Source organism: Gracilimonas sediminicola (genome assembly GCF_024320785.1).
Classification (GTDB): domain Bacteria; phylum Bacteroidota; class Rhodothermia; order Balneolales; family Balneolaceae; genus Gracilimonas; species Gracilimonas sediminicola.
Window position 1 is genome coordinate 1,172,491 of record NZ_JANDBC010000001.1, and the last position, 26,788, is coordinate 1,199,278.

Sequence of the window (26,788 nt, forward strand, 5' to 3'; positions counted from 1 at the left end):
AGGTTAATTCAGGATAATATCAATACTAACTTCAGTAAACTTTAATGATCTCTCCTGTCCGGATTCCCTCTACGCTTTTCACATAAGCATTAACCACTTTATCCATTGTAACCGGATTATGTCCGGGAAAATAACTCCCTAATTCAGCTGCCGAATCTTCCACTAAGCCCGGACTAACAACGTTCAATCTGACTCCCCTTTTCATTTCGGCGGCTGCTGATATACCAAATGAGTTAACAGCTCCATTTACCAATCCCAAGCCAACGGACCCTTTGATAGGATCTTCTGAAAGAATTCCAGTTGTTAGCGTAAAAGAACCATTGTCATTTATATACTCCCTACCTGCTAACACCACGTTTACCTGTCCCATCATTTTACTTTTGATGCCTACATAAAAATCCTCTTCTTCCAACTCAGAAAACGGTTTCATGGTAGCACTTCCTGCAGCAACTATTACGGCGTCAACTTTGCCAACCCGTTTATACATTTTCTCAATCGACTCATAGGAAGTCATATCCATCTGGATATCTCCAGAGCTTGAACCCACTTTTATAATTTCATGCCTTTTTTCTAATTCTGCCGTCACCTTGGCCCCAATAGTTCCGGTTGCTCCAACTATTACAATCTTCATATCTATTCCTCTGTTTTGATTTCACACAAAACTACTTCCGTTCTGGGCAAACCTCTAATTGATAGGGTTTATGAATGCCATAGGAATCTAATCGGTATATATAGGCTTTAACCATTCTTTTAAATCCGGGACAGTATCTTGGGGGGCTTTCAATTACAACTAATTTTCAGTTATCCACCTTGAAATTTCTTCAAGAAATCCGTCAACAAATTGTTTATCCAGCATCGGATACTCTGAAACATCACCAGTGTTTGCTGCCTGGAAAAGGTGGTTGGCACCGGCGAGCCTCGTGGTACTAAGTGAGTAGTAAATTAAAATTTCCAAGATTTCAAATTCACACAGCGGTCAGGCTGATTGCTGGAAGGTGAAGTTAGCTTCCACCCTTTTAACGATTTCATCACCTATGGCAAGACCGGCTGTAGCGGCCGGACTCGGAGCATTAAGCACATGAATTTGGCGATCAACTACTTCAAAGTAGAAGTCGTCCAGGATTTCTCCGTTCGGTTGAAGTGCCATAGCCCGGATTCCTGCCGGGGATACTTTAAGGTGTTCTTCCCGTACGTCCGGGATTAATTTTTGCAGTCCTTTTACAAAGGCCTTCTTGGAAAAAGACCGTTTGTATTCATCCAGTCCCATTCGCCAGTGTTCTTTGGCCATTTTCCAGAAGCCGGGGAAGTTGAAGGTTTCGGTTGTTTCCTTCAGGTTGAAGGAAAGCTTTTTATACCCTTCCCTCTTAAAGGCGAAAACCGCATTGGGCCCGCATTCAATTCCCCCAAGAGCCATTCGCGTAAAGTGCACCCCCAGAAACGGGAACTCAGGGTTTGGAAGCGGGTAAATCAAATCATTTACAAGATATTCGGCTTCGGGTTTGAGCTCGTAATACTCTCCCTTAAACGGCACAATTTTAACCGGGGAATGAATGCCTGCGAAGCGAGCCACATGGTCAGAATACAGCCCTGCACAATTGATTAAGAACCGGGTGCTGATTTTGTCTCCACCAGCTTCGATTACAACTTCATCCCCTTTATTCGAAATGTTCGAAACGGCACTATTGAACCTGACTTCGCCATTTCCTTCTTCCAAAAGCCCCATCAGCTTGCGGCACATGCCGGCGTAATCTACAATACCGGAGCACGGCACATGGATAGCTGCAACTCCCTGAACATAGGGCTCCAGCTCGTTCAGTCGGTCTGCATCAATAAGCTCGATGCCTTCGATTTCATTCTGAAGTCCGCGCTCATAAATCTCTTTAAGTTTGGGTACTTCACTCTCATCAGCAGCAACAATTACCTTGCCGCATATTTCTATGGCCACGCCATGCTTTTTGCAGAAGTCAACCAGCTGATGACGACCATCCACGCAGTTCTTAGCTTTATAACTGCCGGGCTTGTAGTAAATACCCGAATGGATAACCCCGGAGTTTTTTCCTGTTTGGTGAGCCGCTACTTTATTCTCTTTCTCTACAACGAGAATACGCGCTTCAGGATATTTCAGGGATAATTTATAAGCCGTGGAGAGCCCTACAATTCCGGCTCCAACAATAGTAAAATCGTACATCATAGAGCCAAAGATAAAGTTTATACATAAAAAAAGAGCCCTCAAATTTTTGAGGGCTCTTTAAGCCTTAAATCAACCACTTTTGAACTTAAAGTTCAGATTGTGGCCGTGCTATGTATTCGTAAATCTGACCTCCATCCAATGGCAGATCATCCAGACGATCATATCTTATGGCATCTATCCAGCGATGGCCGCCTTCAAACCATAGTGAGTATCGTCGCTCAAACAGAATTTGATCGATGATATCAGACTGGTTGGCACTTAAGAAGTCACCCAGTCCCCAGGTGTTTCGAACTACGTTGATAGCGTCAACGGCATCAACTAAGTCGGTTCCCGAGTTGCGTTGTGCGAGTGCTTCTGCGTAAATCAGAATCAGCTCCTCATTTCTGAAGAACGGAAATGAATCTCCGGTTCCTGAAAAACGATTATCCTGGTAAGGTGACCCCAAACCCTGAAGGGTTAAGGTATCATTTCTGACAAAGATTTTATTGTCGATGCGCATATCACCTGCTTCTGCATCATCAACCAGTGATGGATGTGCCATTGGCAACTGAACAGAAGTTGTGTTTGGCACGTAATAGAATGGGTTGAAAATGTCTGGTGGATCACCATAAACATGGTACCCGCCTTTATTCATTACATCTGCACCTGTAGCTAACTCAAAGAAAGGAGCAGCATCTTCAACAGCTGTTACTGCTGCATCCCAATCTTCCGCATAAATTGCTGCTCTGGCTGCAATAGCACGGTTCAGGTTCACAAAATCAGCCGGTGTATTGAATTCATCAAAACCATCCGTCAGTACAAAGGCAAAGCTTGAGCCTGCTGCATTCAGATCAGTTTGAGCTTCATCCAGAAGATTTCTGATTTCCTGCAGAGCTGCGTCATAATCCAGGAAAGGACCTAAGTCGCCCACATTGTCTACATCAATGCGTATACCGTTGGTGTATTGAACATTGAGGGGAATCAGGTAACTGTAAGCCTGCAGCGTTTTAGCTACTCCCAAATATCCATTGCGCTCCTGATCGGTAATCGCATTGGAATTATTGGCAGACTGAATCAGAACATTACCCTGTCTTATAGCCTGATACGGAGTCGTGTATGTTCCGCCTGAGCCAAAGAACGTTGGATCTTCTTCTGCGTTAGCATCAGCACCTACGCCTACCCACTGATTAACAAATCGGGGATCTGAGGCAAAGAGCGGATAAATTTCGCGCCCAAAGGTACTCATGATGTTATTCGCCCCGGTGGTTGCCCGGTGGCGTTCTGTTAATCCGGTTACAAGGTTTTGAAGCTGTGCTTTGGAAGCATCAGACAAAACCCCTTCAATAGATGGATTATTAGGATCGCTTATTTCATTCGGGTCCAGGAAATCACAGGCCGAAATCCCTGCTGAAAGCAGTACGATTAACAATAGTTTGTTTAAATATTTCATTGTGTTCATTCCTATAAATTAAAAGTCAATATTTACGTGGAACATCACCTGTCTGGAAGTAGGGAAAGGAGTTACTTCCACAGAGTTGTTGATGGCCTGAGTACCAAATACGGAGGTTTCCGGATCATAACTTGGGTAATCAGAAAACAGCAATACGTTATTTGCTGATGCACCAATCTTAATATTGCTCACGCTGTTACCAAAAATATTAGTAAGCGTTTCGGTAGGCACGGTGTAGTACAATCCAATCTCACGTAGTTTCACATAAGACGCATCATATACATATGCTCCGGAACCGCCATTAATTACACGATCAGCTCCTTTTGGAAGGGTTGATCCCTCTACGCTGTCGTTCCAGTCAGGAGATGTACCTCCCGCATCGGTAAGCAGCTGGGAGAGGTTGATATTGTCTCCGCCGCTTTTCCAGTGCCACAGGAAGCTGAAATCGAAGTTTTTATAAATGTTGAATTCATTTGAGAATGACATTTCGAAATCAGGCTGTCCGTCACCGTAAACAGTATACAATGAAGGATCACTAACTGCAGGAAGACCTACAATAGTAGATGGTGAGAATCCTTCCTGAATCAGGTAGTTACTCAAACTGGTTCCGAAACCACCGGTTGTATATCCATCAATAGACAGATCTGTGATTTCTGACTCATTTTTCCAGAAAAGTACTGTTGAGAACCAATTCAGGTTTGGATTGCGAACCGGGTTCAGGTTCAGCGTAAATTCCATTCCTTTGTTTACCAGGTCAGCTGCATTAGTTGCAATCACAGAAATACCGGAAGATGTTGGTACCTGCTCATCCAAAATCAGATCCGCTACTTTTTTGTTGTAATAAGTAGCTTCAAGAGAAATTCGGTTATCAAGCATGGCTACATCAACACCAAACTCAAGCTCCTGGGCGCTTTCAGGCTTCAGGTTGGGGTCAATACTACGCCCACCAACTGAAGTGGCTAATAACCCGCCGATGTTTCCTGAGTTCAGAGAACTGTAGGTTACACCAAAGTTGGGAAGACCACCCGTCTCGCCATAAGCTATACGCGGCTTCAACTGGTTAAGGAAGTCGCCTTCAATGATGTCGAAGTTCAGCAGGTTAACCGCTAAAGATGCCTTCGGATAGAAGTAGTATTCATCCTGATCAGCATTCAATGAGGAACGGTCAAAACGACCACCAACGGTAGCAATGATTTTGTCATCCCAGTTAATCTCTTCCTGTCCAAACCAGCTAAGGTCAACAACCTCAACTTCTGTTTGGTTGATTACCGACTGGATAGTAGCATTTGCGATACCGGTTTGTCCGGCAACCAGACCCTGGCCTCGAACTACATTACGTTCCTGGAACTGATCGAATCGGGAAAAACCGAGCTGAGTGTTCAACTGGATATTCGAAGATACCGTTGTTGCATAGCTTAACACAGCCTGCACATTGGAGTTGAAGTTATCTTCGATGGTGTGAACCACATCTCCTGGGTTGGCATTACTCTGCTGATTTTGCAGGTAAGTAGGCATCCAAACCATACTCTTAAAGGTCAAGTAGTCAACACCACCGTCCACGGAAAGAGAAAGAATATTTGAACCGCTCTTAAACAGGTCAGCATTTACCTGAAGTCCCTGAATCAACCGTTGTACCGTTTGGTCATTCACCGCATTGTTAACGATCGACAACATATTATCACTAAAGTATGGGTTGTTAGGATAATCGCCCTGATCGTTCGGGAATAACTGTGCATACGTTGGGGTGTAGGAAAGCGCATAACCAATGGAACCACCCGTACCGTTCTGGTTTCCGGTGAAACCACGCTGGTTTTCGCTAAATGTATAACTGGTGCGACTCGCTACCCTCAGGTTCTCGCTGATGCGGTGATCGAGATTCAATCGAATGGAGTTTCTGTCGAAACCGGTGTTTTCGATGATCCCGTCTTCGCTTCGGGTTGTACCTGTAATGTAAAAGCTGGTAGCACTGTTACCGCCTGACACACCCACATTTGTTTGGGTAATCAAGCCTGTGTTTCCATATAACTCTTCTTCATAATCATAAATACGACCGGCATTAGCTGCGGCATTATATGCAGCAATTTCAGCAGCAGTATTACCACCAAAAATGGAGGTATAGGTCGTAATTTTATCGGGATTCCATTCAGCAACACCTACAAGGTTAAGGGCACTGTTAAATCCAACATCCTGAGAAACTGAAACCTGAGTATCTCCGGCCTGCCCTTTTTTGGTGGTGATAATGATCACACCAGCATTCGCCCGCTGGCCGTAAATAGCCGCAGCAGAAGGCCCCTTAAGCACCTCGATACTTTCCACGTCTTCCGGGTTAATATCAGAAAGGCGGTTAGCTGAGTTATCTTCCTGGGTACTGTTGGCACCTGTTGTCAGATATCGGGAGTTAGAAATGGCATCGTTGTTCACGTACACACCATCAATAATATAGAGTGGCTGAGAAGAACCGGCTCCCAGTGTACTTACTCCACGCATCTGTACGTTAATACCACCGCCCGGTGCTCCACTTTGTGAACGAATAGATACCCCCGGAATCTTCCCTTTAAAGGCTCCATCCAGTGTTTGAGGTTGTGTTCGTTCAACTAAATCTGCAGCATCTACCTTGGTAATGGCATTCGCAAGGTTCTCTCTTTTGATCGAACTTGCCAAACCTGTTACTACCAATTCTTCAAGGTTCGCAACATCCGAACGCATTTCAACATCAAGCGTTACTTCCTCTCCGTTGGAACCTGATACATCAAGGTTCTGGGTTACATACCCAATAGATGAGAACCGTAAGCTGGTTTCGCCTGCCGGTAACTCAAGGGAATACCGACCATTAATATTGGTTGAAGTACCTGTATTGGTGTTGGCATCAAAAATAGTAACACCGACCAATGCTTCTCCGGTTGAGGCATCTGTTACCGTACCGGATACTGTATACTGTGCTATTGCAACCTGTGCACAAAAAAATGTGACAGCAAGAACAGCCAGAAATCTTACATAGTAGCTATTTCTCATAGTGTTCTGGTTTTTATTTATGTTTTATTTAATGACCACAATAAGGAAACGTAAAGCTATTTCCTGTAGATCATGTCCTTTGGCTAATTTTATTAATAATACCTGAAGTGTGTTAGACCTCACTTCCGAAGCAACTAAAATAACATAATTAAAATTAATTGCACCTCCATTTCACTTTTTGTTCAATAAAAAAAACGCTTACGCATACTCATTTAAGTTTTAAACACCTTGCCAGCCTCACCTGATTAAAAATCATTGCCCATGTTATTATAACTCAACTGTGGCCTTAATAATATGTGCCTGTTTCAAAGTGCTGCTTCGGTTCAATATTTAAAGAACTAAATCGTATCTTGTATTGTTGATGCCAAAAATCAAAAACATATATATGAAATCTACCTTTTTACCTGCTCTGCTTATTGTAATTTTAACGATTTTATCCTGCACCGATTCAACCCGACAAAATCCCCGCGACCTGTCAGAAGCAAATCAAAAGATTGATGAAGCTATCTGGAATGCCAGCTTCCAGGATCTTGAAGGCAACGAAGTAACAGTAGCAGACCTTAAAGGAAAAGTAGTTCTTATTGATTTTTGGGAGACCTGGTGCGGCCCCTGTCTGCAGGTTTTTCCGGCAATGGATTCCCTTCAGAATGAATACCCCGACGACTTTGTTGTGGTTGCCGTAAACCTGAACGATTCAGATACTCTTGAAGACGTCCAGAATTTCAAAGAGAACAATGATTATGATTTCAAATATGTGCTGGACGTCAACAATGTTGGAGATGAAGTCATAACCCTGGGTATCCCCTTTAAAGTATTTGTTGACCCGCAGGGATATTTGATAAAAGCTGAACTCGGATTAAGCGGCAGCGACTATCAGGACACAAAAGAAATTATAGAACAGAACAAAACATCATAAATAACATGCCACAAGTTAAAGAAGAAGAAAAGTTAGCCTATAAAGTTAAAGACATTTCGCAGGCTCGTTATGGCCGGCAGGAAATTGAACTGGCCGAGGCAGAAATGCCCGGACTCATGGCCATCCGTGAAGAATATAAAGATGAGCAGCCACTGAAAGGTGCCCGTATTGCAGGCTGCCTTCACATGACCATCCAAACCGCCGTGCTGATTGAAACACTGATTGAGCTTGGCGCTGAAGTCACCTGGTCATCTTGTAATATCTATTCCACTCAGGATCACGCAGCTGCAGCCATTGCTGAAGCCGGAATTCCGGTTTATGCCTGGAAAGGAATGACCGAGGAAGAATTTGACTGGTGTATTGAACAAACCATCTTTTTCCCGGACGGCCAGCCATTGAATATGATTTTAGATGATGGCGGTGACCTCACCAATATGGTGCTGGATAAATATCCGGAACTGGTGGATGGTATTAACGGGATTTCTGAAGAAACAACAACCGGTGTGCTTCGCCTGATTGAGCGGGAACGCAATGGCACCCTGCCTATCCCGGCTATTAATGTAAACGACTCGGTTACCAAGTCGAAGTTTGATAACAAGTACGGTTGTAAAGAATCAGCTGCCGATGCCATCCGACGTGCCACTGATGTGATGATGGCCGGAAAGGTAGCTGTTGTTGCCGGTTACGGTGATGTCGGAAAAGGAACCGCTGCCTCTCTTCAAGGCGCCGGAGCCCGGGTTATTGTAACAGAGATTGACCCTATTTGTGCGCTACAGGCCGCAATGGACGGTTTTGAAGTGAAGAAGATGGACGATGCCGTTGAAGAAGGCGACATCTTCGTTACTGCAACCGGTAACAAAGACATCATCAAAGACCGCCACTTCCTGAATATGAAAGACAAAGCCATTGTAGGAAACATCGGTCACTTTGATAATGAGATTGATGTTGCCTGGCTGAAGAAAAACGCCGAGGAAGAAAACATCAAACCACAGGTAGATGTGTTTACGGTGAATGAAACCGGTCGGCAGGTTATTCTGCTATCGCAGGGTCGCCTGATGAACCTTGGAAATGCAACGGGTCACCCATCCTTTGTGATGAGTAACAGTTTCACCAACCAAACTCTGGCACAGATTGCCCTCTGGAATCGTCCGGAAGAATTTGAGGTTGGCGTTCATGTGCTGCCAAAATCACTGGATGAGAAAGTAGCCCGACTGCACTTGTCCAAAATTGGCGTAGAACTTGAAGCACTGACGGAAGAGCAAGCCGAATACATCGGTGTTCCTATTAAAGGACCTTATAAGTCAGATCAGTATCGTTATTAAAAACGACCCAATTTGACAGAAACTAAAAGCCCGCATTATTCAGTTAATGCGGGCTTTTTTGTTTAGTCTTCTTTTCCTTTTTCGTGGAAGTATTCAGCGGCTTCGTCAAGTGTGCGGAAATGGTTAAACACCTTCACAAGCTGAGTTACCATCAAAAGACTTTCAATTTTCTTGTCGGCCTGGCAGATTACCAACTCGCCGCCGGCATTTTTCATGGTGGTGAGTCCGCCTATCAAAATCCCCAACCCGGAGGAGTTAATAAACTTCACCTTCCCCAAGTCCACAATAATTTCTTTCTTATCCTTCTCAATCAGTTCATGAAGCTTTTCCCGAAATTGTTCCGCATCGGGTCCGCCCATCAAATTCCCCTTAAAAGTAATTACCACACAATTGTACCGTTCCGAAATATCGTATTTCATAATCTTGATGCTTGGTTTGAAATGAAACTAAACAAAGCAAAAAGTGGCATAAAAATCCACTTATCAATATTAATCTTCCGGTTTTGATATCAGAAATTTTCTATTAGCTTATTCAAGCTACTGTTTTGGGTGCAAATAATCGGAAGTGTTTGTTCGTGGTTATAACCAATATCGTTCTTTAGCAATGGGTATTTTTTGGGGACCATAAATGTGTTGTCGTCCCCTTAACCATCAGCGGTGATTATAATCGGAGGCAATATGGGGAAAGAGGTTACTTCAGAGTTGTTACAGCAACGGGAGGCTGAATTAGCTGTAATCAACAATGTTCAAAAAGCTCTTCTTGAACAAAAAGATATGCAACACATCTATGAGATGGTTGGGGAGCATATCAGAGACTTGTTTGATGCACAGGTTGCAGTTATCTCAACTTTTAATTTGGAGACCGGAACCGAACATTTTCATTATGCTTTTGAAGATGGAGAACGCCATGATCTCAAACCCCGTCCTATCGATAAACTCCGCCAGCGGTTAATAGATACTCAGGAGTTGATTTGCATCAATGAAAATGCAGATGATGTTTGGACTGAATTGACGGGTGAAGAACCTTCAGTAGCTCCCGGAACAAAACTGACCAAATCTGCTCTGTGGGTACCTATGGTTTCCGGTAAAACCACCTTTGGGTATTTAAGCCTTCAGAATGTTGACCGTGAGCATGCCTTCAGTGATGATGACATCCAATTATTAAGTACTCTTGCAAACAGTCTGGGAATTGCCCTGGAAAGTGCCCGGCTCTTTAATGAAACCGAGCAGCGAAATGCCGAGCTGGCGGTAATCAACAGTGTACAGCAGGGACTTGTAGCCGAAATGGACCTGCAAGGAATTTATGACTTGGTTGGAGATAAAATCCGTGACCTTTTTGATTCTCAGGTTACCGTTATCGCTGAATTTGATACCGATAGTAAACTGGAGCACTTCCATTATGTGTTCGAAGATGGAAAGCGGTTCTACCCTGATTCCCGGAAATATGATGGTGTAAGAGAAGCTCTCATTTCTACAAAAGAACTGATTCACATTAATGAAAATGCCTCTGAACGCATCAAAGAATACGGAGCCAGCGGGGAGGCCGCACCCGGCACTAAGTTTCCCAAATCTATGGTGTATGTACCTTTGATTTTAGGTGACGCCGTCCGTGGTTATGTGAGTTTACAAAATCTGGATCGGGAATTTGCCTTCAACGATTCGGATGTTCGCCTGCTAAGCACCCTGGCCAACAGCATGAGTGTAGCCCTGGAAAACGCCCGGCTCTTCAACGAAACCGAACAACGTAATGCTGAGCTGGCAGTTATCAACAGCGTGCAGCAGGGCCTTGTAGCTGAAATGGATATGCAGGGCATTTATGATTTGGTGGGCGAAAAAGTTCGGGTGTTGTTTGATGCCCAGGGCGTTATCATCGGCACCTTTAATCATGAAACCGAACAAGAACATTTCCAATACGCCTTTGAGAATGGGGAACGTGTTGAACCGGCTCCCCGCCCGTATGATAAGATTCGCAGACGACTGATTAGCACTCAGAAGTTGATCCATATTGCCGAAAATGCCAAGGAAGCGTACACCACTATCACCGGGGAAGCTCCCAGAGCTGTTCCGGGTACAACATTCCCTAAGTCCATGCTCTATGTACCGCTTAAAGTCGGTAATAGCGTCCGGGGTTATGTTAGCCTTCAAAATATCGACAAAGAACACGCATTCAGTGAATCGGATGTACGTCTGCTAAGTACCCTTGCCAACAGCATGAGTGTGGCTCTGGAAAACGCCCGCCTCTTCAACGAAACCGAGCAACGAAATGCAGAATTAGCTGTAATTAACAGCGTGCAACAGGGCTTAGTTGCGGAAATGGATATGCAGGGCATTTACGATTTGGTAGGCAATCGAATACACGAACTCTTTGATGCTCAGGTTACCGGTATCGTAACTTTTAATCATGAGGCTAAAACAGAAGATTGGAAATATGCTTTTGAGGATGGGGCCCGAATGTACCCGAAGGTCAGGGCATATGACAAGATCAGAGAGAAGATTATTAAAGAGAAAACCATTCTGAATATCGAAGAAAATGCCGCTGAAATTCTCTCGGAAATAAAAGGTGAGATCATAAAGCCGGTGCCGGGTACCCGACTGGCTAAATCAGCACTATATGTTCCTATGATTGTATCGGACGAAGTTCGGGGATACCTCACTTTGCAAAACAACGACCGGGAACATGCATTCAGCGATTCGGATGTACGGCTGCTAAGTACCCTTGCCAACAGTATGAGTGTAGCCCTGGAAAATGCACGTCTTTTTAACGAAACCGAACAGCGAAATGCAGAGCTTGCCGTTATAAATAGTGTACAACAGGGCCTTGTGGCTGAAATGGACATGCAAGGTATCTATGATTTAGTGGGTTCCCGAATTAGAGATCTTTTTGATGCCCAGGTAACCGGTGTGGTTACTTTTAATCACGAAGTGAAGAAAGAACTATTTAAGTATGTATTTGAAGACGGGGAAAGGCTTTACCCAAAATCAAGATTATACGACAGGCTTAGAGCTAAAATTATTGAAGATAAATCGACGCTGCTGATTAATGAGAATGCAGCAGCTGAAATGGCAAGGATAAATAAGAAACCATTCAAGCCTGTACCCGGAACAAGATTGGCAAAGTCTGCAGTATATGTACCAATGATTGTGGGTGATACCGTTCGCGGGTATGTGACCCTTCAAAACCTGGACCGGGAGAATGCTTTCTCTTCTTCCGACGTAAGTTTACTTACCACCCTGGTTAACAGTATGACGGTGGCCCTCGAAAATGCCCGCCTTTTTAATGAAACCAACCGCCTGCTGGCTGAAACCGAACAGCGTAATGCCGAGCTGGCCGTAATCAACAGTGTGCAGGAAGGTCTGGTGCGGGAAATGGACATGCAGGCCATTTACAGCCTGGTTGGCAACCGTATCTGCGAGGTTCTGAATACCCAAACAATGCTCATCCGTACTTTCGACCATGACAAAGAAATTGAGACCTGGGAGTACGCCGTTGAAAATGGGGAACGTCTTTATCTTGAACCACGGCCATTTATCTGGGCAAATAAACACCTCATCAAAACCAAAGAAGCATTACTTATTAATGAAGATTATGTAGAAACGGCCAAAAAATACGGAGACACCGATCATGGTGTTAGTAAGGGATTGCCTCCCAAGGCAGCCATCTTTGTACCAATGATCGTGGGCGATAAAGTAATGGGCTCCATCAGTCTTCAGAATGTAGAAAAGGAGCACGCGTTTACGGAATCAGATGTTCGGCTGCTTACCACCCTCACCAACAGTATGAGTGTAGCGCTTGAAAATGCCCGATTGTTTAACGAAACCACCCGGCTATTGGGGGAAACCGAGCAGCGAGCCGCCGAACTTCAAACCGTGAACAGTATCAGTAAGGCGATTGTATCGCAGTTGGAAGTGGATGCACTTTTTAAACTGGTTGGGGAAAAGATGCGGGAAACTTTTAAAGCAGATATTGTTTACCTGGCTATTCACGATAAGAAATCAGACCTGCTTCATTTTCCATATTACTATGGAGATAAATCAGAATCGCGGCCTTTTGGGAATGGAATCACCGAAAAAATCATCACCAGTAAAGAGCCACTGCTGGTGAACCACGACCTCGATGAAACTTATGATAAAATTAAGGCTGAGAAGAAAGGGGAAATGGTGGAGTCTTACCTTGGAGTTCCCATCCTGGCCGGTAAAAAATCACTGGGGGTAATCAGCGTTCAAAGTAAGGAACAGGAAAACCGATTCAGTGAAACTGACCTTCGTTTGCTCTCCACTATTGCAGCCAACGTGGGTATTGCCATTCAAAATGCTGAGGCCTATCAAAAACTGCAGTCGGCATTAAATGAACTGCGAGCGGCCCAGGAGCAATTGGTTCAGCAGGAAAAACTGGCTTCGCTTGGGCAACTCACCGCCGGTATCGCTCATGAAATCAAAAACCCGCTGAATTTTGTGAATAATTTTTCGGAGTTAAGTGTGGAGTTGATTGAAGAGACGAAGGAGGAGCTGTCAGCTCTCAGTGATCAGCTTTCAGCTGAGGATAAAGGGCGTATTCTGGGGGCTCATGAAATACTGAAAGACATTGACATGAATCTCCGTAAAATTCACGAACATGGCTCACGGGCCGACTCCATCGTTAAATCCATGCTGGAACACAGCCGTGGAGGTTCCGGAAAGATGGAGCCTACCGATTTGAATGCATTGGTCAAAGAATTTGTAAACCTCTCCTTCCACGGTATGAGGGCAAGCAAGAATCCCATAAATGTAGCTATGGATTTTGAGTTGGATGATTCGGTCGGAGAAGTACCGTTGATTGCCGAAGATTTCAGCCGGGTGATCGTGAACCTGTGCAACAATGCCTTTGATGCGATGAGGGAGAAATTAAACTCCAATGACCAAGCACCAAATTCCAAAGATTACAGGGCAAAACTTATCGTACGAACTTCTTTAGAAAATGGAAGGATTTTGCTTCAGATTGAAGACAACGGGCCGGGAATTCCGGAGGAGATGAAAAGTAAGATTATGCAGCCGTTTTTTACAACCAAGAAAGGAACCGAAGGCACCGGTTTAGGACTGAGTATTACCAATGATGTCATCAAAGCGCATGGCGGGGAATTAGACTTATCTACCATTCCTGGTAACGGAACTACTTTCTCGATTAAAATTCCACAAGCTTAATCACCAATGGATAAGCAGAAAGAGATAGCGTTAAATGAGGCTTATGACAAACTCATGGCCATCAGTACCAATCAAATTCCCGTTGATGGACTTGAAGAACTTGTCGATCCGGAAATCATGGGTTATGGGACCACTGTTGATGAAGAAGTACACGACCTTGAGGGGTACATTCAGCTTATTAAAGCTCAGGAAGAACAGGCCCGTGCTGCCGGCCTCCATTTTAATTTTGACCGCACCCTCGTTCATAAAAGAATCTCGGCAGAAGGTGATATCGCTGTATTCGTAGAACACATTATTGCCACTGTACAGTCAGATCAAATTGAGAATCAGTTTACATTCCGCTTTAGCGCAGTTATGGAGTTTAAACAAGGAAGTTGGAAACTCATTCATTGGCATGGTTCCATACCTGGTGATACTGAAAACGATACCTGGCATGTTGAGGAGTGGGAACGGGAAAAAGAAAGGCTTGAGAAATTAGTAGCTGAGCAAACCACCGATCTTCTCCAAAAAAACAAAGAATTGGAGATTGAAGCAGCTTCTGAACGGATGCGTGCTGTAGCTATGGGGATGCAAAAACCTGATGACATCATGCTGGTTATTTCAACGCTCCGTAAATGCCTGGCTGATTTACAAGTTGATAGTCTCGCTGTGGTAATTCTTATCGACAATGAAGATGGTACGATGACACAATGGGATATAACTGAGATTGAAAAAGGCGAGCTAAAACTATTTCAGATTCACATGGACCTAAAATTGGTGCCTACCATAGCCGGTTATTATGAGAATGCGGAAAAACAATCTTTTGTGATATATGAGATCACGGGTGAAAAGTTAAATAAGTTGGCACAGGAGCTGCAAATAATTGACAAACAAAATGGACAAATTTTTCAACAAGCAATTAAGGATGGGGTCATTTCTAAGTTTTTTCCTGTCGTAAAAAAATTCTCCCATGGGTTTTTGGAAATTGATTTCAATAAAAAGCCTCCGCAAGAGATAGAGACAATTGCTACAAAAATGGGCAATGCATTCGAACAGTCCTATATCCGATTCCTTGACCTTCAAAAAGCCGAACAACAGACCTACGAATCTAAAGTGGAAGCCAGTCTGGAACGGGTTAGGGGCATAGCGGCTGCCATGAATCATAGTGACGACCTGAGGCAGATTGCAGAGGCTATGTTCAAAGAAATGGAGATGCTTAAGATTAATCCCCTTCGATATGGCTTAGGTATGATTAACGGTGAAACCAAAGAAGCCGAAATTTGGGCATCTAATGTTGATGACGGAAGTTACCTGGATATGCTGGGAACCCTTTCCCTCACCTGGCACCCTATGCTCCAAAAAGTATTGGATGCCTGGGAAGCACAGCATCAAGAAGTGATCTACGAGCTGAAAGGCAAAGAGCTTAGTGACTATTACCAAAAGGTAGGTCCCATTAACCCCAACATCCCCAACCTTGAAGAACTTCAGGACCCGGATACTGACATTGAACAGTTTGCAAGTTTCTTTCCCTTTAAGTCAGGGGCATTATATGCATTCACTAATGGTGAGCCGGGCGAAGATGGTAAATCAATTTTAAAACGATTCGCCAATGTTTTTGAGCAAGCTCACATTCGTTACGATGACCTTCAAATAGCAGAAAAACAAGCACGACTCATCCGCGAAGAACGTGACCGCCTGGAAATTGCCCTGAAGGAATTAGAGGCTACCCAAGACCAGCTTGTTCAGCAGGAAAAACTGGCTTCCCTTGGACAACTCACCGCCGGCATTGCCCACGAAATCAAAAACCCGCTGAATTTCGTGAATAATTTTTCGGAGCTGAGTGTGGAGTTGATAGACGAAGCAAGAGAGGAGATCAAGGAGATTAATTCAAAATTTAACATTCAAAATTTAGAATTATCAGATCTCCTTGACGACATCGAAACTAATCTCCGAAAAATTCATGAACACGGTACGCGGGCTGATTCTATCGTAAAATCGATGCTGGAGCACAGCCGGGGCGGTTCGGGAAAAATGGAGCCTACGGATTTGAATGGGTTAGTGAAGGAATTTGTGAACCTCTCTTTCCACGGCATGCGGGCCGGAAAGAATCCCATTAATGTAGATATGGAGTTTGACTTGGATGATTCGATTGGAGATGTACCTCTTATAGCTGAAGATTTTAGCCGGGTGATCATCAATTTGTGTAATAATGCTTTTGATGCGATGAGGGAAAAATTAAATTCCAATGATCAAGCACCAAATTCCAAAGATTACAAGCCAAAGCTGACAGTTAGGACCTACAAGAAGAATCAAGCAACTTTCATAGAAATTGAGGATAATGGTCCGGGTATTTCACCAGATATAAAGGAAAAGATTCTTCAGCCTTTTTTCACGACAAAGAAGGGCACCGAAGGTACGGGGTTGGGGTTAAGCATTACCAACGACATTATTAAAGCACACGGTGGTTTTTTAGAAGTTTCCACTAACCAACATGAGGGTACATGTCTCACCATTAAATTATCCCCGGGGGGATAAACGATGAGCAAAAAAAACATACTATCTTTTAAAACCGGCATTATTTGCCTGACTGCTTTTGCAGGGCTGACAACTTCTGTTCACGCTCAAACCGAACAGGAAATAAAACCCACGCTTTTACAAAGTGAAGCTCCTTCCCTGCGCTTTGAGCATACCGGGCTCAGCGATGGAATGAATCAGGCCAGTGCAAATACCATCATGCAGGATAGTAAGGGGTTTCTGTGGATTGCTACCCAGGGAGGCCTCCATCGGTACGATGGTTATGAATTTAAAGTGTACAAGCAAACCCCTTTCGATACCACTTCCCTTTCTGAGAACTGGGTTTGGGGGATGGATGAATCAGCAAACGGGGATATTTGGGTTACAACAGAAGGCGGTGGATTAAACAAACTGAATCAGGCTACAGGAAAATTCACGAAGTATGTTCACGATCCGAATGACTCTACCAGTATTTCCAGCGACCGTGCTTTTATGCCTTTTGAAGACAGCCGGGGCAACCTGTGGGTAGGCACTTTTGGAAGTGGGTTAAATAGAATGCCCCCCGGGCAAGACGGAAAGTTTATTCGGTATGAGCACGACCACGATGACCCAACAACCATTACAAGCCATGCCGTTTATTGGATGAAAGAGGATTCTGAGGGTTTTCTGTGGGCTGGAGGCAATAACGGTATTTCAAGAATAAATTTAGATACCTATGAAATCACCCGCTTTTTGTTTGATATAGATGGCCGTGAGTTTTATGGAGCCCCTCAGAATGTTTTGGATCAATATCTCTCACCCGATATACCCGGCGCTTTGTGGCTGGCAACCGGGAACGGGCTGGTATTTCTGGATAGCAAAACCGGTGACTTTGAGCGATATCTGATTGAACCCAATGAAGGAGAGAACGTCAACCCGCTTAACTTTCTTCATCAGGTTGTGCCTGATCCAGAGAATCCAAATGTATTATGGGTGGCCGGCCCTGGAACAGGTGTTGCCCGCTTCGACATCGTTGACCGTGAATTCACTTCTTATCGTAACAATCAGCGAGACCCAAATAGCCTCAGCGATAATTTTGCTACATCGATGTATGCCGACCGTTCCGGCACCATCTGGGTGGGTACAGCAACAAGAGGTCTTTCCGCCTTTAATCCCGGCGCGGTAAATTTTACTCACCTGAAGAATAACCCTGATGATGACCAAACCATCTCCCCGGGTATTGTATGGGGTGTTTTTGAAGATAGCGAAGGAACTTTGTGGGTAGGGACAGATATCGGGTCTGCGGGTGATATCCTCACTGAATTCGACATCAACACCGGACAAGTCTCTCATTATACTTCTAACCCTGATGATACCACATCATTAATATTTGGATCCATACGGGTATTCCATGAAGATGCTAACGGTCGTTTTTGGATAGGCACCAGCGGTGGACTGAGTTTATTCGATCGCACAACTAAAAAATCTACTTATTTCCGCCACCCGCGGATTGATGGGAACCAGGGGCGAAACAGCCTTTTTGCGATCGTACCAACCGCAACTGATGAGGACGTATTCTGGATTGGCAGCATTGGCGGGCTCGACCGCTTTAATTCAATCACCGGAGAGTATGAGCATATCCCCCTTCCTCAGGAAGAATTAAAAACCGATTTCGGTCCTCCCGTTTTGAGTTTACATATAGCTGAAGACAGCATGTTGTGGGCAGGTACTACTTTAGGTTTACTCCAAATTACTCCCGATGGAATTGCAACTGTAGCTTCTACCTATAAACCTACCGATTCGACAACCATCAACAACAGTCAAATACAAAGCATAACCCAGCTGAATAATGATCCGGGTACACTTTGGCTGGCTACCTCAAACGGTGGGCTGAACCGCTTTGATATACAAACCGGCAAGGCCACACATTTTACCGAGGAACAAGGTCTTTCCAATAATTCGCTATATGGCTTGTTGGTGGATAATAACAACACCCTTTGGATGAGCTCCAATAAAGGCATCTCCAATTTTGACCCCGCCACTGAGACGTTTAGAAATTACGGGCTCGATGACGGGCTTATGGCACTGGAATACTCCCAAAACGGATATTTTAAGGGAAATAATGGGGTTATGTATTTTGGCAGTGGCGAAGGTGTTACGGCTTTTGTTCCGGAACAGCTTCATGTAAATGAAATCCCACCTCAGGTAGTACTTTCCGATTTTAAAGTATTCAACAAACCCGTAGTGCCCGGACCTGATTCTCCGCTCAAGGATGCACTCAGTAATACTCAAAAAATTACTCTTCCCTATCACCAAAATGAAGTAACCTTTGACTATGTAGCCCTGCATTATGCCAACCCCAAAATGAATACCTACTCTTATCAACTGGAGGGATTTGACCCGGACTGGATTGATGCCGGCAACAAACGTTCAGCAACCTACACCAATCTCCCCGAAGGGGAATTCACTTTTAAAGTGAAAGCAGCGAATGCGGATGGAGTCTGGAATCATGAAGGAGCCTCAATTGGATTAACCATTTTACCTCCGTGGTACAGAACCTGGTGGGCCTACTCTTTAGGACTTGGAATGCTGGGCTTCATGGTTTTTGGGGTTGACCGTTTTCAGCGCAGCCGTATTTCTAAAAAGGAACAAGAACGACAGGCACTTCGTGAAGCTGAGCTCCGGGCCGAGGCTGAAAACAAGCGCCGGTCCGATACCGAGCAGCTGAGCCAGATCGGACGGGCCATTACATCCACTCTTTCGGTAAACAAAATCATTGATACCGTTTACGAGAATGTGAACGCCCTGATGGATGCTTCCATTTTTGGGGTCGGAATTTATAATGAAGAAAGAAACCGACTCGAGTTCCCGGCTACCAAGGAAAAGGGAAAGATGTTATCTCCTTTTGTAAACAACCTGGACGAAGAAGACCGCCTGGCGGTTTTCTGCTTCAAGAACAAAGAGGAAATTATTGTCGGGGATTACGCCAACGAGCATACCAAGTATGTTAAAACCTATCAGGCGCCTATTGAAGGGGAAGAGTCGAAGTCTATACTCTACCTGCCGCTGGTTCAGCAAGACCGGGTGATCGGCGTTATCACCACTCAAAGCTTCAAGAAAGATGCATACACCGCTTATCATGTGAACCTGTTGAGAAACCTGGCCACTTATGCTGCCATTGCCCTCGACAATGCTTCAGCCTATCGAAAACTGAATGCAACCTTGAGTGAGTTAAAAGACATGCAGCAACAGCTCATCCAGCAGGAAAAACTGGCTTCACTTGGACAGCTTACCGCCGGTATTGCCCATGAGATTAAGAATCCGCTGAATTTCGTGAATAACTTTTCTGACTTGAATGTGGAACTGCTGGAGGAAGCTCGTGAGCTGGCCGGTGATAATACCGACTTAAAGGATCTTTTAGCCGATATTGAAGCAAACCTCAATAAAATTCATGAGCACGGACAAAGGGCCGATTCTATCGTGAAATCGATGTTACAGCACTCGCGTGGAGGCAGCGGCAGAAAAGAACCGACTCAGATAAATACGGTAGTCAGAGAGTATGTGAACCTGACTTTCCACGGTATGAGAGCCGGCAAAGAGCCCATCAATTCTGACATCATATTTGACCTGGATGAAAGTATAGATCCAATTCCATTGATAGCCGAAGACTTCAGTCGCGTAATCGTAAACCTGTGCAACAATGCTTTTGATGCGATGCGGGAAAAGCTGAAGTCCAAAGACCAAGCACCAAATTCTAAAGAATACAAAGCCAAGCTTACGGTGAGGACTTCATCAGAAAGTGGAAACGTTTTACTTCAAATTGAAGATAACGGGCCGGGAATACCGGACGACATGAGAGACAAAATTATGCAGCCTTTCTTCACTACAAAGAAAGGAACGGAAGGTACCGGACTCGGACTCAGCATTACCAATGATATCATCAAAGCACACGGTGGCACCATTCAGGTAGATTCTGAAAAAGGAAAGGGCACAATATTTACGATCACCTTAAACAAATAGAATAATGAGCGAACCCATGAAATTTTTAGTGGTGGATGATGAAAAAGACGTTGAAATGCTGTTTCGTCAAAAATTCAGAAAAGAAATACGGAGCAATGCCCTGGAACTGGAATTTGCCTTTTCCGGCGATGAAGCCATCGAGATTTTGAGAAGTAATCACCCCCCCGAGGTTGTGTATATATTCTCTGATATCAACATGCCGGGGATGTCGGGACTGGAGCTTCTGGAAAAGGTGAAAACTGATTTCCCGCAAATAAAGGTAAGCATGATATCTGCCTATGGCGACCAGCATAATTACGACAAAGCCATGGAATCGGGCGCAAAAGCATTTTTTACCAAGCCCATCGATTTTGAAGAACTCAGAGAAGAAATCAACCAATTGATTCACCAATAGACAACTAATTTAACCGAGGGTTATGGAAAAGCATAGAATATTAGTGGTTGATGATGAACCGGATCTGCAGATGTTGATCTTGCAACGGTTCCGCAAACAAATAAAAGAGGACGAATACGAATTTTTCTTTGCCGAAAACGGAGAAGAAGCCCTCGATATGCTAAGCGAATCGCATAACATTTCCCTGGTTTTATCTGATATCAATATGCCCCGGATGGACGGGCTCACCTTTCTGACGGAGACGCAGAAACTCGAAAACCCCATGTTCAAAACCGTGATAGTTTCCGCCTATGGAGATATGGATAACATCCGCACCGCGATGAACCGGGGTGCTTTTGATTTTGTAACCAAGCCCATCGACTTCACCGACCTGAATGCCACCATCGAAAAAACGCTGAAAGAAATACAACTCATTCAGGATGGCATTCAACACAAAAAAACGCTGGAAGCCGTACAAACCGACCTGGAAACAGCGGCCCGTATTCAGCAGAAGATGCTGCCCCAGGAGTTCCCACCTTTCCCCGACCGCTCAGAGTTCAGCATTTACGCCGAGATGTATACCGCCAAACAGGTAGGTGGTGATTTTTATGATTTCTTTATGCTGGATGAACACCACCTGGGCTTTGTATGTGCCGATGTTTCCGGCAAAGGAGTTCCGGCCTCTTTATATATGGCGGTCTCCCGGACAACCATCAAAGCCATTGCCTCACAGATTCAGGACCCTGCCCTTTGTCTGTCAACAGTTAATACCATGCTGATTCCGGAAAGTGATCTCACCACTTTTGTTACCGCTTTTTATGGGGTGATGGATGTTCGAACCGGCAAGGTGCAATATTGCAACGGCGGGCATAACCTGCCTTACATCGTCCGAAATGACGGAACGGTTGAAGAAGTTGAAACCACGGAAGGAATTCTGCTTGGTAAAATTGAACCCTTCAATTTTGAGACGAAAGAATTTACACTCGAACCGGGTGAAAAAATCCTCCTCTTCACCGATGGCGTCACCGAGGCAACAGCTGTAGATGGCTCCATGTATGAAGAACCCCGTCTGGAAGCCTTTCTGGAAAAGCATAGCAAAGATAACATCAATAAACTGGTGCGCAGCCTGATAGTGGATGTGCTGAAGTTTATGGGCAAAGCCGATCAGTCGGATGATATCACGGTTCTTTCCGTTGGGTATAATGGATAGAAGTATTTTTGTTTGTACATAAAAAAGGCTCCGACGCTGAGCATCGGAGCCAGATTTAGAAGCACTAAGCTGTTGCTTATCTAACTATCAGTTCTCCAGGCTTAAGCCTGCATCCAGTGCTTTTTCAACTCGTGCCTTCACTTCACGCAAATGTGCTTCGGTGTATGCATCAAAGCTGTATGGCGGAGTGAGGCGACGGGTGATTCGGTTATTAAGATCCGACAGTTGTGCCCGGGCTACCGAACGTGCATCAGCCGGCATATCGGATGGAGCATCTGTCACAATCTCAATCATCAGATCCAGATACGCACGCTGTACATCACGGCGGTTACTGCTGATGTTTGATCCCGGAGCTGCCCATACTTCACTCCAAACGGCGTTGGTGATGGTTCCCATCAGTTCGGGAATGGTGATAGTGTTTTCTTCCCCAAACTTAACTTCGGTATCGCGGATTCGGGCCAGGCGTGTTCCATCAAGCAGCGCTTCCAACAGGCTTGATTGCACTCCTAACAAATATTGATGTAGCGGGTAGTCGATACGACCGCCATAGGTGTTTGAGTTACCCCAATGGCTCCATCGATCAGCTCCAAATTGCTGATATACTTCCTGAGGAAGTTCAAACGCATCTTCAGCTAAGGCATACTCGATAATCATATCAAGTGCTTCCTGCTGTTTTTCCCGTGGAATTTGCACAAACGGCATCCGCGCATCAGGATCTCCAACATGGTCTCTGTACTGGTATTGACCACCAATATATTTCACCGTCGGGCCCAATGCTCTCACATACTGGAAGAAGTACGTGTTGAACAAATCGGTTGCCTCGTAATAAGGCATGTTATCTGCCAGTGCAATCTCCGGGACTTCCGGAATAAGGTCTCTCAGCAGGGCTGCACGTCCTTTACCCCAGGCAAGTGGATCGGCACCAAGGTCGTAAACGTTTACCAGCGGGTCGATAGCTCCTGAACCACGGGCATCTTCATCGGTACCGTAGGCGTGACCCGGCTGAGCTGCCATTCGGGCAATCTCCGCTGCCTTCTCATCATCCGGCGTGTATCCGTAACTGATTACCCAGCGGTCGTAGGAACCCACACTGGTATTATAATAATGGCCGTCATTGTCTTCTCCCTGGGGAGACAGGTTCACCGTTGGATATTCCATTGCAGAGCTAAAAATTCCATTTTCAGCAGTCCACTCAGTATCATATAGTTTATCAAGCGGAGTATCTACCGAAGAACGGAAATTGTGGCGAAGGCCAAGCGTATGCCCCACTTCGTGCATGGTTACCCATCGCAGTGCCTGATCGGTGAATTCTTTCGGAACCGGATCGTTGGAAGCAATTTGTCCTCTGGCTACCAGCAGTCCTTTTACCATATCAAGCTGCATGGCCATTTCCGTGTAAAACGACTTCATCTCTGAACGGCTCGACATCGCCACTTCTTCAGCACTCACATTGTAAATTTCATCAATGGCTGCTCTCGGTTCTACCATTTCGCGGTATTCTTCTTTATCTCCCAGAATCATGTTGGCTTCGAAAAGAATATCCGCATCCAGAATTTCTCCGGTTCTTGGGTCAACTACAGAAGGGCCAATGGCTCCATAACCGGGCTGGTCCGACACATTCCATCTCAGGGTTGCATAGCGGATGTCTTCCGGCTCAACACCTTCGGGCAGCATTTCGGCCTGAACGGCATCTCTGAATCCGGCGGCTTCAAATGCCTTTGACCATTCTTCCACCCCTTCCATCATGGTTTCCCTATAGGCTTCAGGTACGGTATGGTCAATATAGTAGGTGATGGGCTCAACAGGATCGCAAAGTCCGTCAGCTCCGGGGGCTCCGTCACATTCCAGTCTCCATTTGTTCACATATCGCTTGAAGAAAGTATCATCGTCATCGTCGGTAAAGTCCTTATGAACCGTCATGAAAAAACCGGTACGGTCATCGGCCATACGCGGACTCATGGGCTCTTCAGGAAGTTCCGCCATCGTATAATGAATGGATACCGGGATATAGCGGCTATCGGCTACGGTTCGCGGACCTCTCAGTTCGCTGTTATTAAATGTAAGCTGAGCGGTCACATTTGTATTCATCGGAAATGACTTAACCGCTTTCAGGTAGCTTCTCGATTTATCAAAAGAAGCACGTCCCGGCTGCCCCGGTCGTGAAGAAACCACAAAGCTCACCCGTTGTCCAATATTGGAAAGGTCGCCCACAAACCAGTCATACACATTTACCAGCATTACACCGTCATCGTTGGTAGTTTCAACCTTGGCGGTTTCCAGAATTGAATTCCCATATCCCAATTCTACCGATACTGCTTCCGGTGTACCTTCTTCAGCCACATAACGGTGTGGTTTTTGAACAAGCATCAACTTTCCTTCCTGCTTTTCAAGTCGTACAAGTAACCCCTCAAACACGCTCAGCATGGTTCCGCCGTATAGTCCGGAGGAACCAATACCTTGCTCAATTTCAAAATTCATGAGAAAGTCATTGTTAAGCTGTTCTTCGGTAACAGCCAGATACAGAGCATCATCTGTTTTATACAGATCAAAGAAACCCTCAATATGTTCGGCATCTTTGGTCAGTTCCGTGAATTTGTCTTCTTCTTTTTTGTCCTTGTCTCCTTTTTGAGCATTCGCCCAAGCCGGAACCAGGATAATCAAGCTTAAGAACAGTAGTATTTTCTTCATAGTGTAGCGTCCTGTTGGTTTAAAATTGGTAGTTAGAGTTAGACAATCCCCAACCTTTAAGCAACCCCTCTAACAAAGTTTCATAAAAAAGACGAAAAGCCACTTTAAATTGTTCTATCTGAATTATAGAAATTTGGCTGAAATACCTTTTTAAAACTAAACGCGATTTTTATTTAACGCGATGCCGTGAACGACTCGCTTGCATACCCGAAAACATTCCGCCTCCACAACCAACCCATCCTACAGCAATCATCTATTCCGGTAAACAAGCGAAGGGGTTCAGCCCTTCGTAAACAATACAATGCCATCATCAACCCTCGTACATACTGCAAAACTCTTCGCCCCAGACAACCAACCTACCCTATAACAACCATCTATTCCGGTAAACAAGCGAAGGGGTTCAGCCCTTCGCATCCTAAATCATAACTACATTACAAAGCAATTATTCATCAAAAAATCGGTATTTGGCTTTTGCTCTGCAGGTTGTACTTTTGGGATACAAAACACGGGGACAATTTCACCAATTAATTAGGCTAAAGCACATTTGGGGTACTCATGAAGACGTCACTATTATTTGGACTGGTCATACTTTTCTTTTCATCGACACACATCACAGCACAAGACGCATCACTCACCTGGGAAGAATACCGACAGCAACGGCAGCAGCAGCTCGAACAAATTCAGGCAGCCCAGGACTCGGCTCTCCACCAAAGCATCGCCGACTATGAAGCCTATGTATTTCAGCATGAAATGGATTTTAACCGATTCCGGGATGATATGTTACGGCAGTGGGGAGACTTTAAAGAGCGGACCAAGATCAACTGGATTGAGTATCAAAATGGAGGTAAAGTCCGATGGGACGTAGACTTCGAAGACGGTGAAGGCACCATCGAAGTGCTGGCTGATGAAAACGACACCGAAGACAGCCTGCTTATTGCCATCGAGAATGCCGTTCTGGATTTGATTAGCAGTAAGGGCACCGAAACGGAACTGCCCGATGAAACCGAAAAAGAGGTGATGCAAGAGCCTATTTTAGCCGATCAGATTGATATCCCTGAAGACATGGACTCCCTGCAATACGCTAAAGAGGTAGCTGAACAAACGGAGATTAAAGAAGTGGAAGCCGAAGATGGAACCACCAGAAAGATTGCCGTTTTAAACCTGCAGCTTGTGCCTGATCACCTCCGCACCCGGGCCGAAAAATTCAGAAAGGAAGTGGAAACTTACTCTGATAAGTATGAAATAGATCCTACCCTGGTGCTTGCCATTATTCATACCGAGTCGTTTTTCAATCCCATGGCAAAATCTCATGCCAATGCCCTGGGGTTAATGCAAATTGTACCCCGCACCGCCGGCCGGGATGTATATCGGGTGTTAAATGGAAAAGACGCTATCCCCTCAGCTGAATATTTATTTAATCCCGACCAAAATGTGCATTTCGGCTCTACCTATATCGACATTTTGATGAACCGGTATATGCGGGGAATTGAAGACCGGACAGTACATGAGTACCTGGTAATTTGCGCTTATAACACCGGCGCCGGAAATGTGGCAAGAGCCTATATCAATTCCACCAACTTCAATAATGCCCGGGATACCATAAACGGGATGAGCGCACAGGAAAATTACGATTACCTGCTGGCGAACCTGCCCTGGGACGAAACCAAAAATTACCTGAAAAAGGTAACTGAGCGCCGGTCCCAATACAAGGAGTGGTTGGCATCGGATGACTAAAAGAGGCCAAGTAAAGCGGAATTTATTTCTGCTTTTGAGGCTTTTTTCCTCCGTTTATTTATTCTGAGGCTGCAATTCTTCGAAACAAATCTCGGAATTCAGTAAATCTGATATCAGGGACCTCATTCGTTCCTGAATGTAAAATTCGGCCTCAGGGTACTCTTTGAGGATAATTTCAAGCTGGATTAAAATATGTCGGGATGCATTGTTCATAGTATTCTCTCGGTGTTAAGGGTTAGCATCA

14 protein-coding genes are annotated in these 26,788 nt (G+C 44.9%); 8 read left to right on the forward strand and 6 right to left on the reverse strand.

Annotated features, from left to right (window positions below; all coding sequences use genetic code 11):
• Window positions 1-31 precede the first annotated feature (31 nt).
• The 4 genes from NM125_RS05345 to NM125_RS05360 all read right to left on the reverse strand — a co-directional run bounded on the left by NM125_RS05345 (window position 32) and on the right by NM125_RS05360 (window position 6,632).
• The gene (locus tag NM125_RS05345; RefSeq protein ID WP_255133553.1) at window positions 32-631 is read right to left on the reverse strand and encodes a short chain dehydrogenase; all 600 of its coding nucleotides are present in this window, start codon (window positions 629-631) and stop codon (window positions 32-34) included.
• A gap of 345 nt (window positions 632-976) precedes the next feature.
• A complete protein-coding gene (lhgO, locus tag NM125_RS05350; RefSeq protein WP_349294179.1) occupies window positions 977-2,188 on the reverse strand; it encodes an L-2-hydroxyglutarate oxidase in 1,212 nt (403 codons plus the stop codon).
• 88 nt (window positions 2,189-2,276) lie between these two features.
• Complete coding sequence (locus NM125_RS05355; RefSeq protein ID WP_255133557.1) at window positions 2,277-3,620, reverse strand: RagB/SusD family nutrient uptake outer membrane protein; 1,344 nt, start codon at window positions 3,618-3,620, stop codon at window positions 2,277-2,279.
• 18 nt (window positions 3,621-3,638) lie between these two features.
• On the reverse strand, window positions 3,639-6,632 hold the full coding sequence (locus NM125_RS05360) for a SusC/RagA family TonB-linked outer membrane protein (RefSeq protein ID WP_255133559.1): 2,994 nt from the start codon (window positions 6,630-6,632) through the stop codon (window positions 3,639-3,641).
• A gap of 385 nt (window positions 6,633-7,017) precedes the next feature.
• Here NM125_RS05360 and NM125_RS05365 point away from each other — a divergent pair, with 385 nt between their 5' ends.
• Window positions 7,018-7,548, forward strand: coding sequence for a TlpA family protein disulfide reductase (locus tag NM125_RS05365; RefSeq protein WP_255133561.1), 531 nt, complete (start codon window positions 7,018-7,020; stop codon window positions 7,546-7,548).
• A 5-nt stretch (window positions 7,549-7,553) separates the two neighbouring features.
• The gene (gene ahcY, locus NM125_RS05370; RefSeq protein WP_255133563.1) at window positions 7,554-8,870 is read left to right on the forward strand and encodes an adenosylhomocysteinase; all 1,317 of its coding nucleotides are present in this window, start codon (window positions 7,554-7,556) and stop codon (window positions 8,868-8,870) included.
• A 62-nt stretch (window positions 8,871-8,932) separates the two neighbouring features.
• Here the strand turns inward: ahcY and NM125_RS05375 are convergent, their stop codons facing one another.
• Window positions 8,933-9,289, reverse strand: a complete 357-nt coding sequence (locus tag NM125_RS05375) for an STAS domain-containing protein (protein ID WP_255133565.1) — start codon at window positions 9,287-9,289, stop codon at window positions 8,933-8,935.
• A gap of 237 nt (window positions 9,290-9,526) precedes the next feature.
• Between NM125_RS05375 and NM125_RS05380 the strand changes: the two genes are divergently transcribed.
• Genes NM125_RS05380 through NM125_RS05400 form a run of 5 tightly spaced genes read left to right on the forward strand, consistent with a single transcriptional unit; the run spans window position 9,527 to window position 22,122 of the window.
• Window positions 9,527-14,047 carry a GAF domain-containing protein gene (locus NM125_RS05380; protein WP_255133567.1) on the forward strand — a complete coding sequence of 1,507 codons (4,521 nt, stop codon included), beginning with the start codon at window positions 9,527-9,529 and terminating at the stop codon, window positions 14,045-14,047.
• A gap of 6 nt (window positions 14,048-14,053) precedes the next feature.
• A complete protein-coding gene (locus NM125_RS05385) occupies window positions 14,054-16,561 on the forward strand; it encodes an ATP-binding protein (RefSeq protein WP_255133569.1) in 2,508 nt (835 codons plus the stop codon).
• Window positions 16,562-16,564: 3 nt separating this feature from the next.
• Window positions 16,565-20,539 carry a sensor histidine kinase gene (locus NM125_RS05390; protein WP_255133570.1) on the forward strand — a complete coding sequence of 1,325 codons (3,975 nt, stop codon included), beginning with the start codon at window positions 16,565-16,567 and terminating at the stop codon, window positions 20,537-20,539.
• Between the two features lie 16 nt (window positions 20,540-20,555).
• Window positions 20,556-20,933, forward strand: coding sequence for a response regulator (locus tag NM125_RS05395; protein ID WP_255133572.1), 378 nt, complete (start codon window positions 20,556-20,558; stop codon window positions 20,931-20,933).
• A gap of 22 nt (window positions 20,934-20,955) precedes the next feature.
• Window positions 20,956-22,122, forward strand: a complete 1,167-nt coding sequence (locus NM125_RS05400) for a PP2C family protein-serine/threonine phosphatase (protein ID WP_255133574.1) — start codon at window positions 20,956-20,958, stop codon at window positions 22,120-22,122.
• A gap of 87 nt (window positions 22,123-22,209) precedes the next feature.
• Here the strand turns inward: NM125_RS05400 and NM125_RS05405 are convergent, their stop codons facing one another.
• Window positions 22,210-24,810 (reverse strand): zinc-dependent metalloprotease, encoded by a 2,601-nt coding sequence (locus NM125_RS05405; RefSeq protein WP_255133577.1) that lies wholly within the window; start codon window positions 24,808-24,810, stop codon window positions 22,210-22,212.
• A gap of 555 nt (window positions 24,811-25,365) precedes the next feature.
• On the opposite strand from NM125_RS05405, the gene NM125_RS05410 reads away from it, so the two are divergent.
• Window positions 25,366-26,544 carry a transglycosylase SLT domain-containing protein gene (locus tag NM125_RS05410; protein WP_255133579.1) on the forward strand — a complete coding sequence of 393 codons (1,179 nt, stop codon included), beginning with the start codon at window positions 25,366-25,368 and terminating at the stop codon, window positions 26,542-26,544.
• Window positions 26,545-26,788 lie beyond the last annotated feature (244 nt).

Coding starts and splice junctions, on each gene's coding strand:
- NM125_RS05360 (WP_255133559.1), bottom strand. CDS start 6,632: ATGAGAAATAGCTACTATGTAAGATTTCTGGCTGTTCTTGCTGTCACA.
- NM125_RS05385 (WP_255133569.1), top strand. CDS start 14,054: ATGGATAAGCAGAAAGAGATAGCGTTAAATGAGGCTTATGACAAACTC.
- NM125_RS05355 (WP_255133557.1), bottom strand. CDS start 3,620: ATGAAATATTTAAACAAACTATTGTTAATCGTACTGCTTTCAGCAGGG.
- ahcY (WP_255133563.1), top strand. CDS start 7,554: ATGCCACAAGTTAAAGAAGAAGAAAAGTTAGCCTATAAAGTTAAAGAC.
- NM125_RS05395 (WP_255133572.1), top strand. CDS start 20,556: ATGAAATTTTTAGTGGTGGATGATGAAAAAGACGTTGAAATGCTGTTT.
- NM125_RS05400 (WP_255133574.1), top strand. CDS start 20,956: ATGGAAAAGCATAGAATATTAGTGGTTGATGATGAACCGGATCTGCAG.
- NM125_RS05390 (WP_255133570.1), top strand. CDS start 16,565: ATGAGCAAAAAAAACATACTATCTTTTAAAACCGGCATTATTTGCCTG.
- NM125_RS05345 (WP_255133553.1), bottom strand. CDS start 631: ATGAAGATTGTAATAGTTGGAGCAACCGGAACTATTGGGGCCAAGGTG.
- NM125_RS05410 (WP_255133579.1), top strand. CDS start 25,366: ATGAAGACGTCACTATTATTTGGACTGGTCATACTTTTCTTTTCATCG.
- NM125_RS05365 (WP_255133561.1), top strand. CDS start 7,018: ATGAAATCTACCTTTTTACCTGCTCTGCTTATTGTAATTTTAACGATT.
- NM125_RS05405 (WP_255133577.1), bottom strand. CDS start 24,810: ATGAAGAAAATACTACTGTTCTTAAGCTTGATTATCCTGGTTCCGGCT.
- lhgO (WP_349294179.1), bottom strand. CDS start 2,188: ATGTACGATTTTACTATTGTTGGAGCCGGAATTGTAGGGCTCTCCACG.
- NM125_RS05375 (WP_255133565.1), bottom strand. CDS start 9,289: ATGAAATACGATATTTCGGAACGGTACAATTGTGTGGTAATTACTTTT.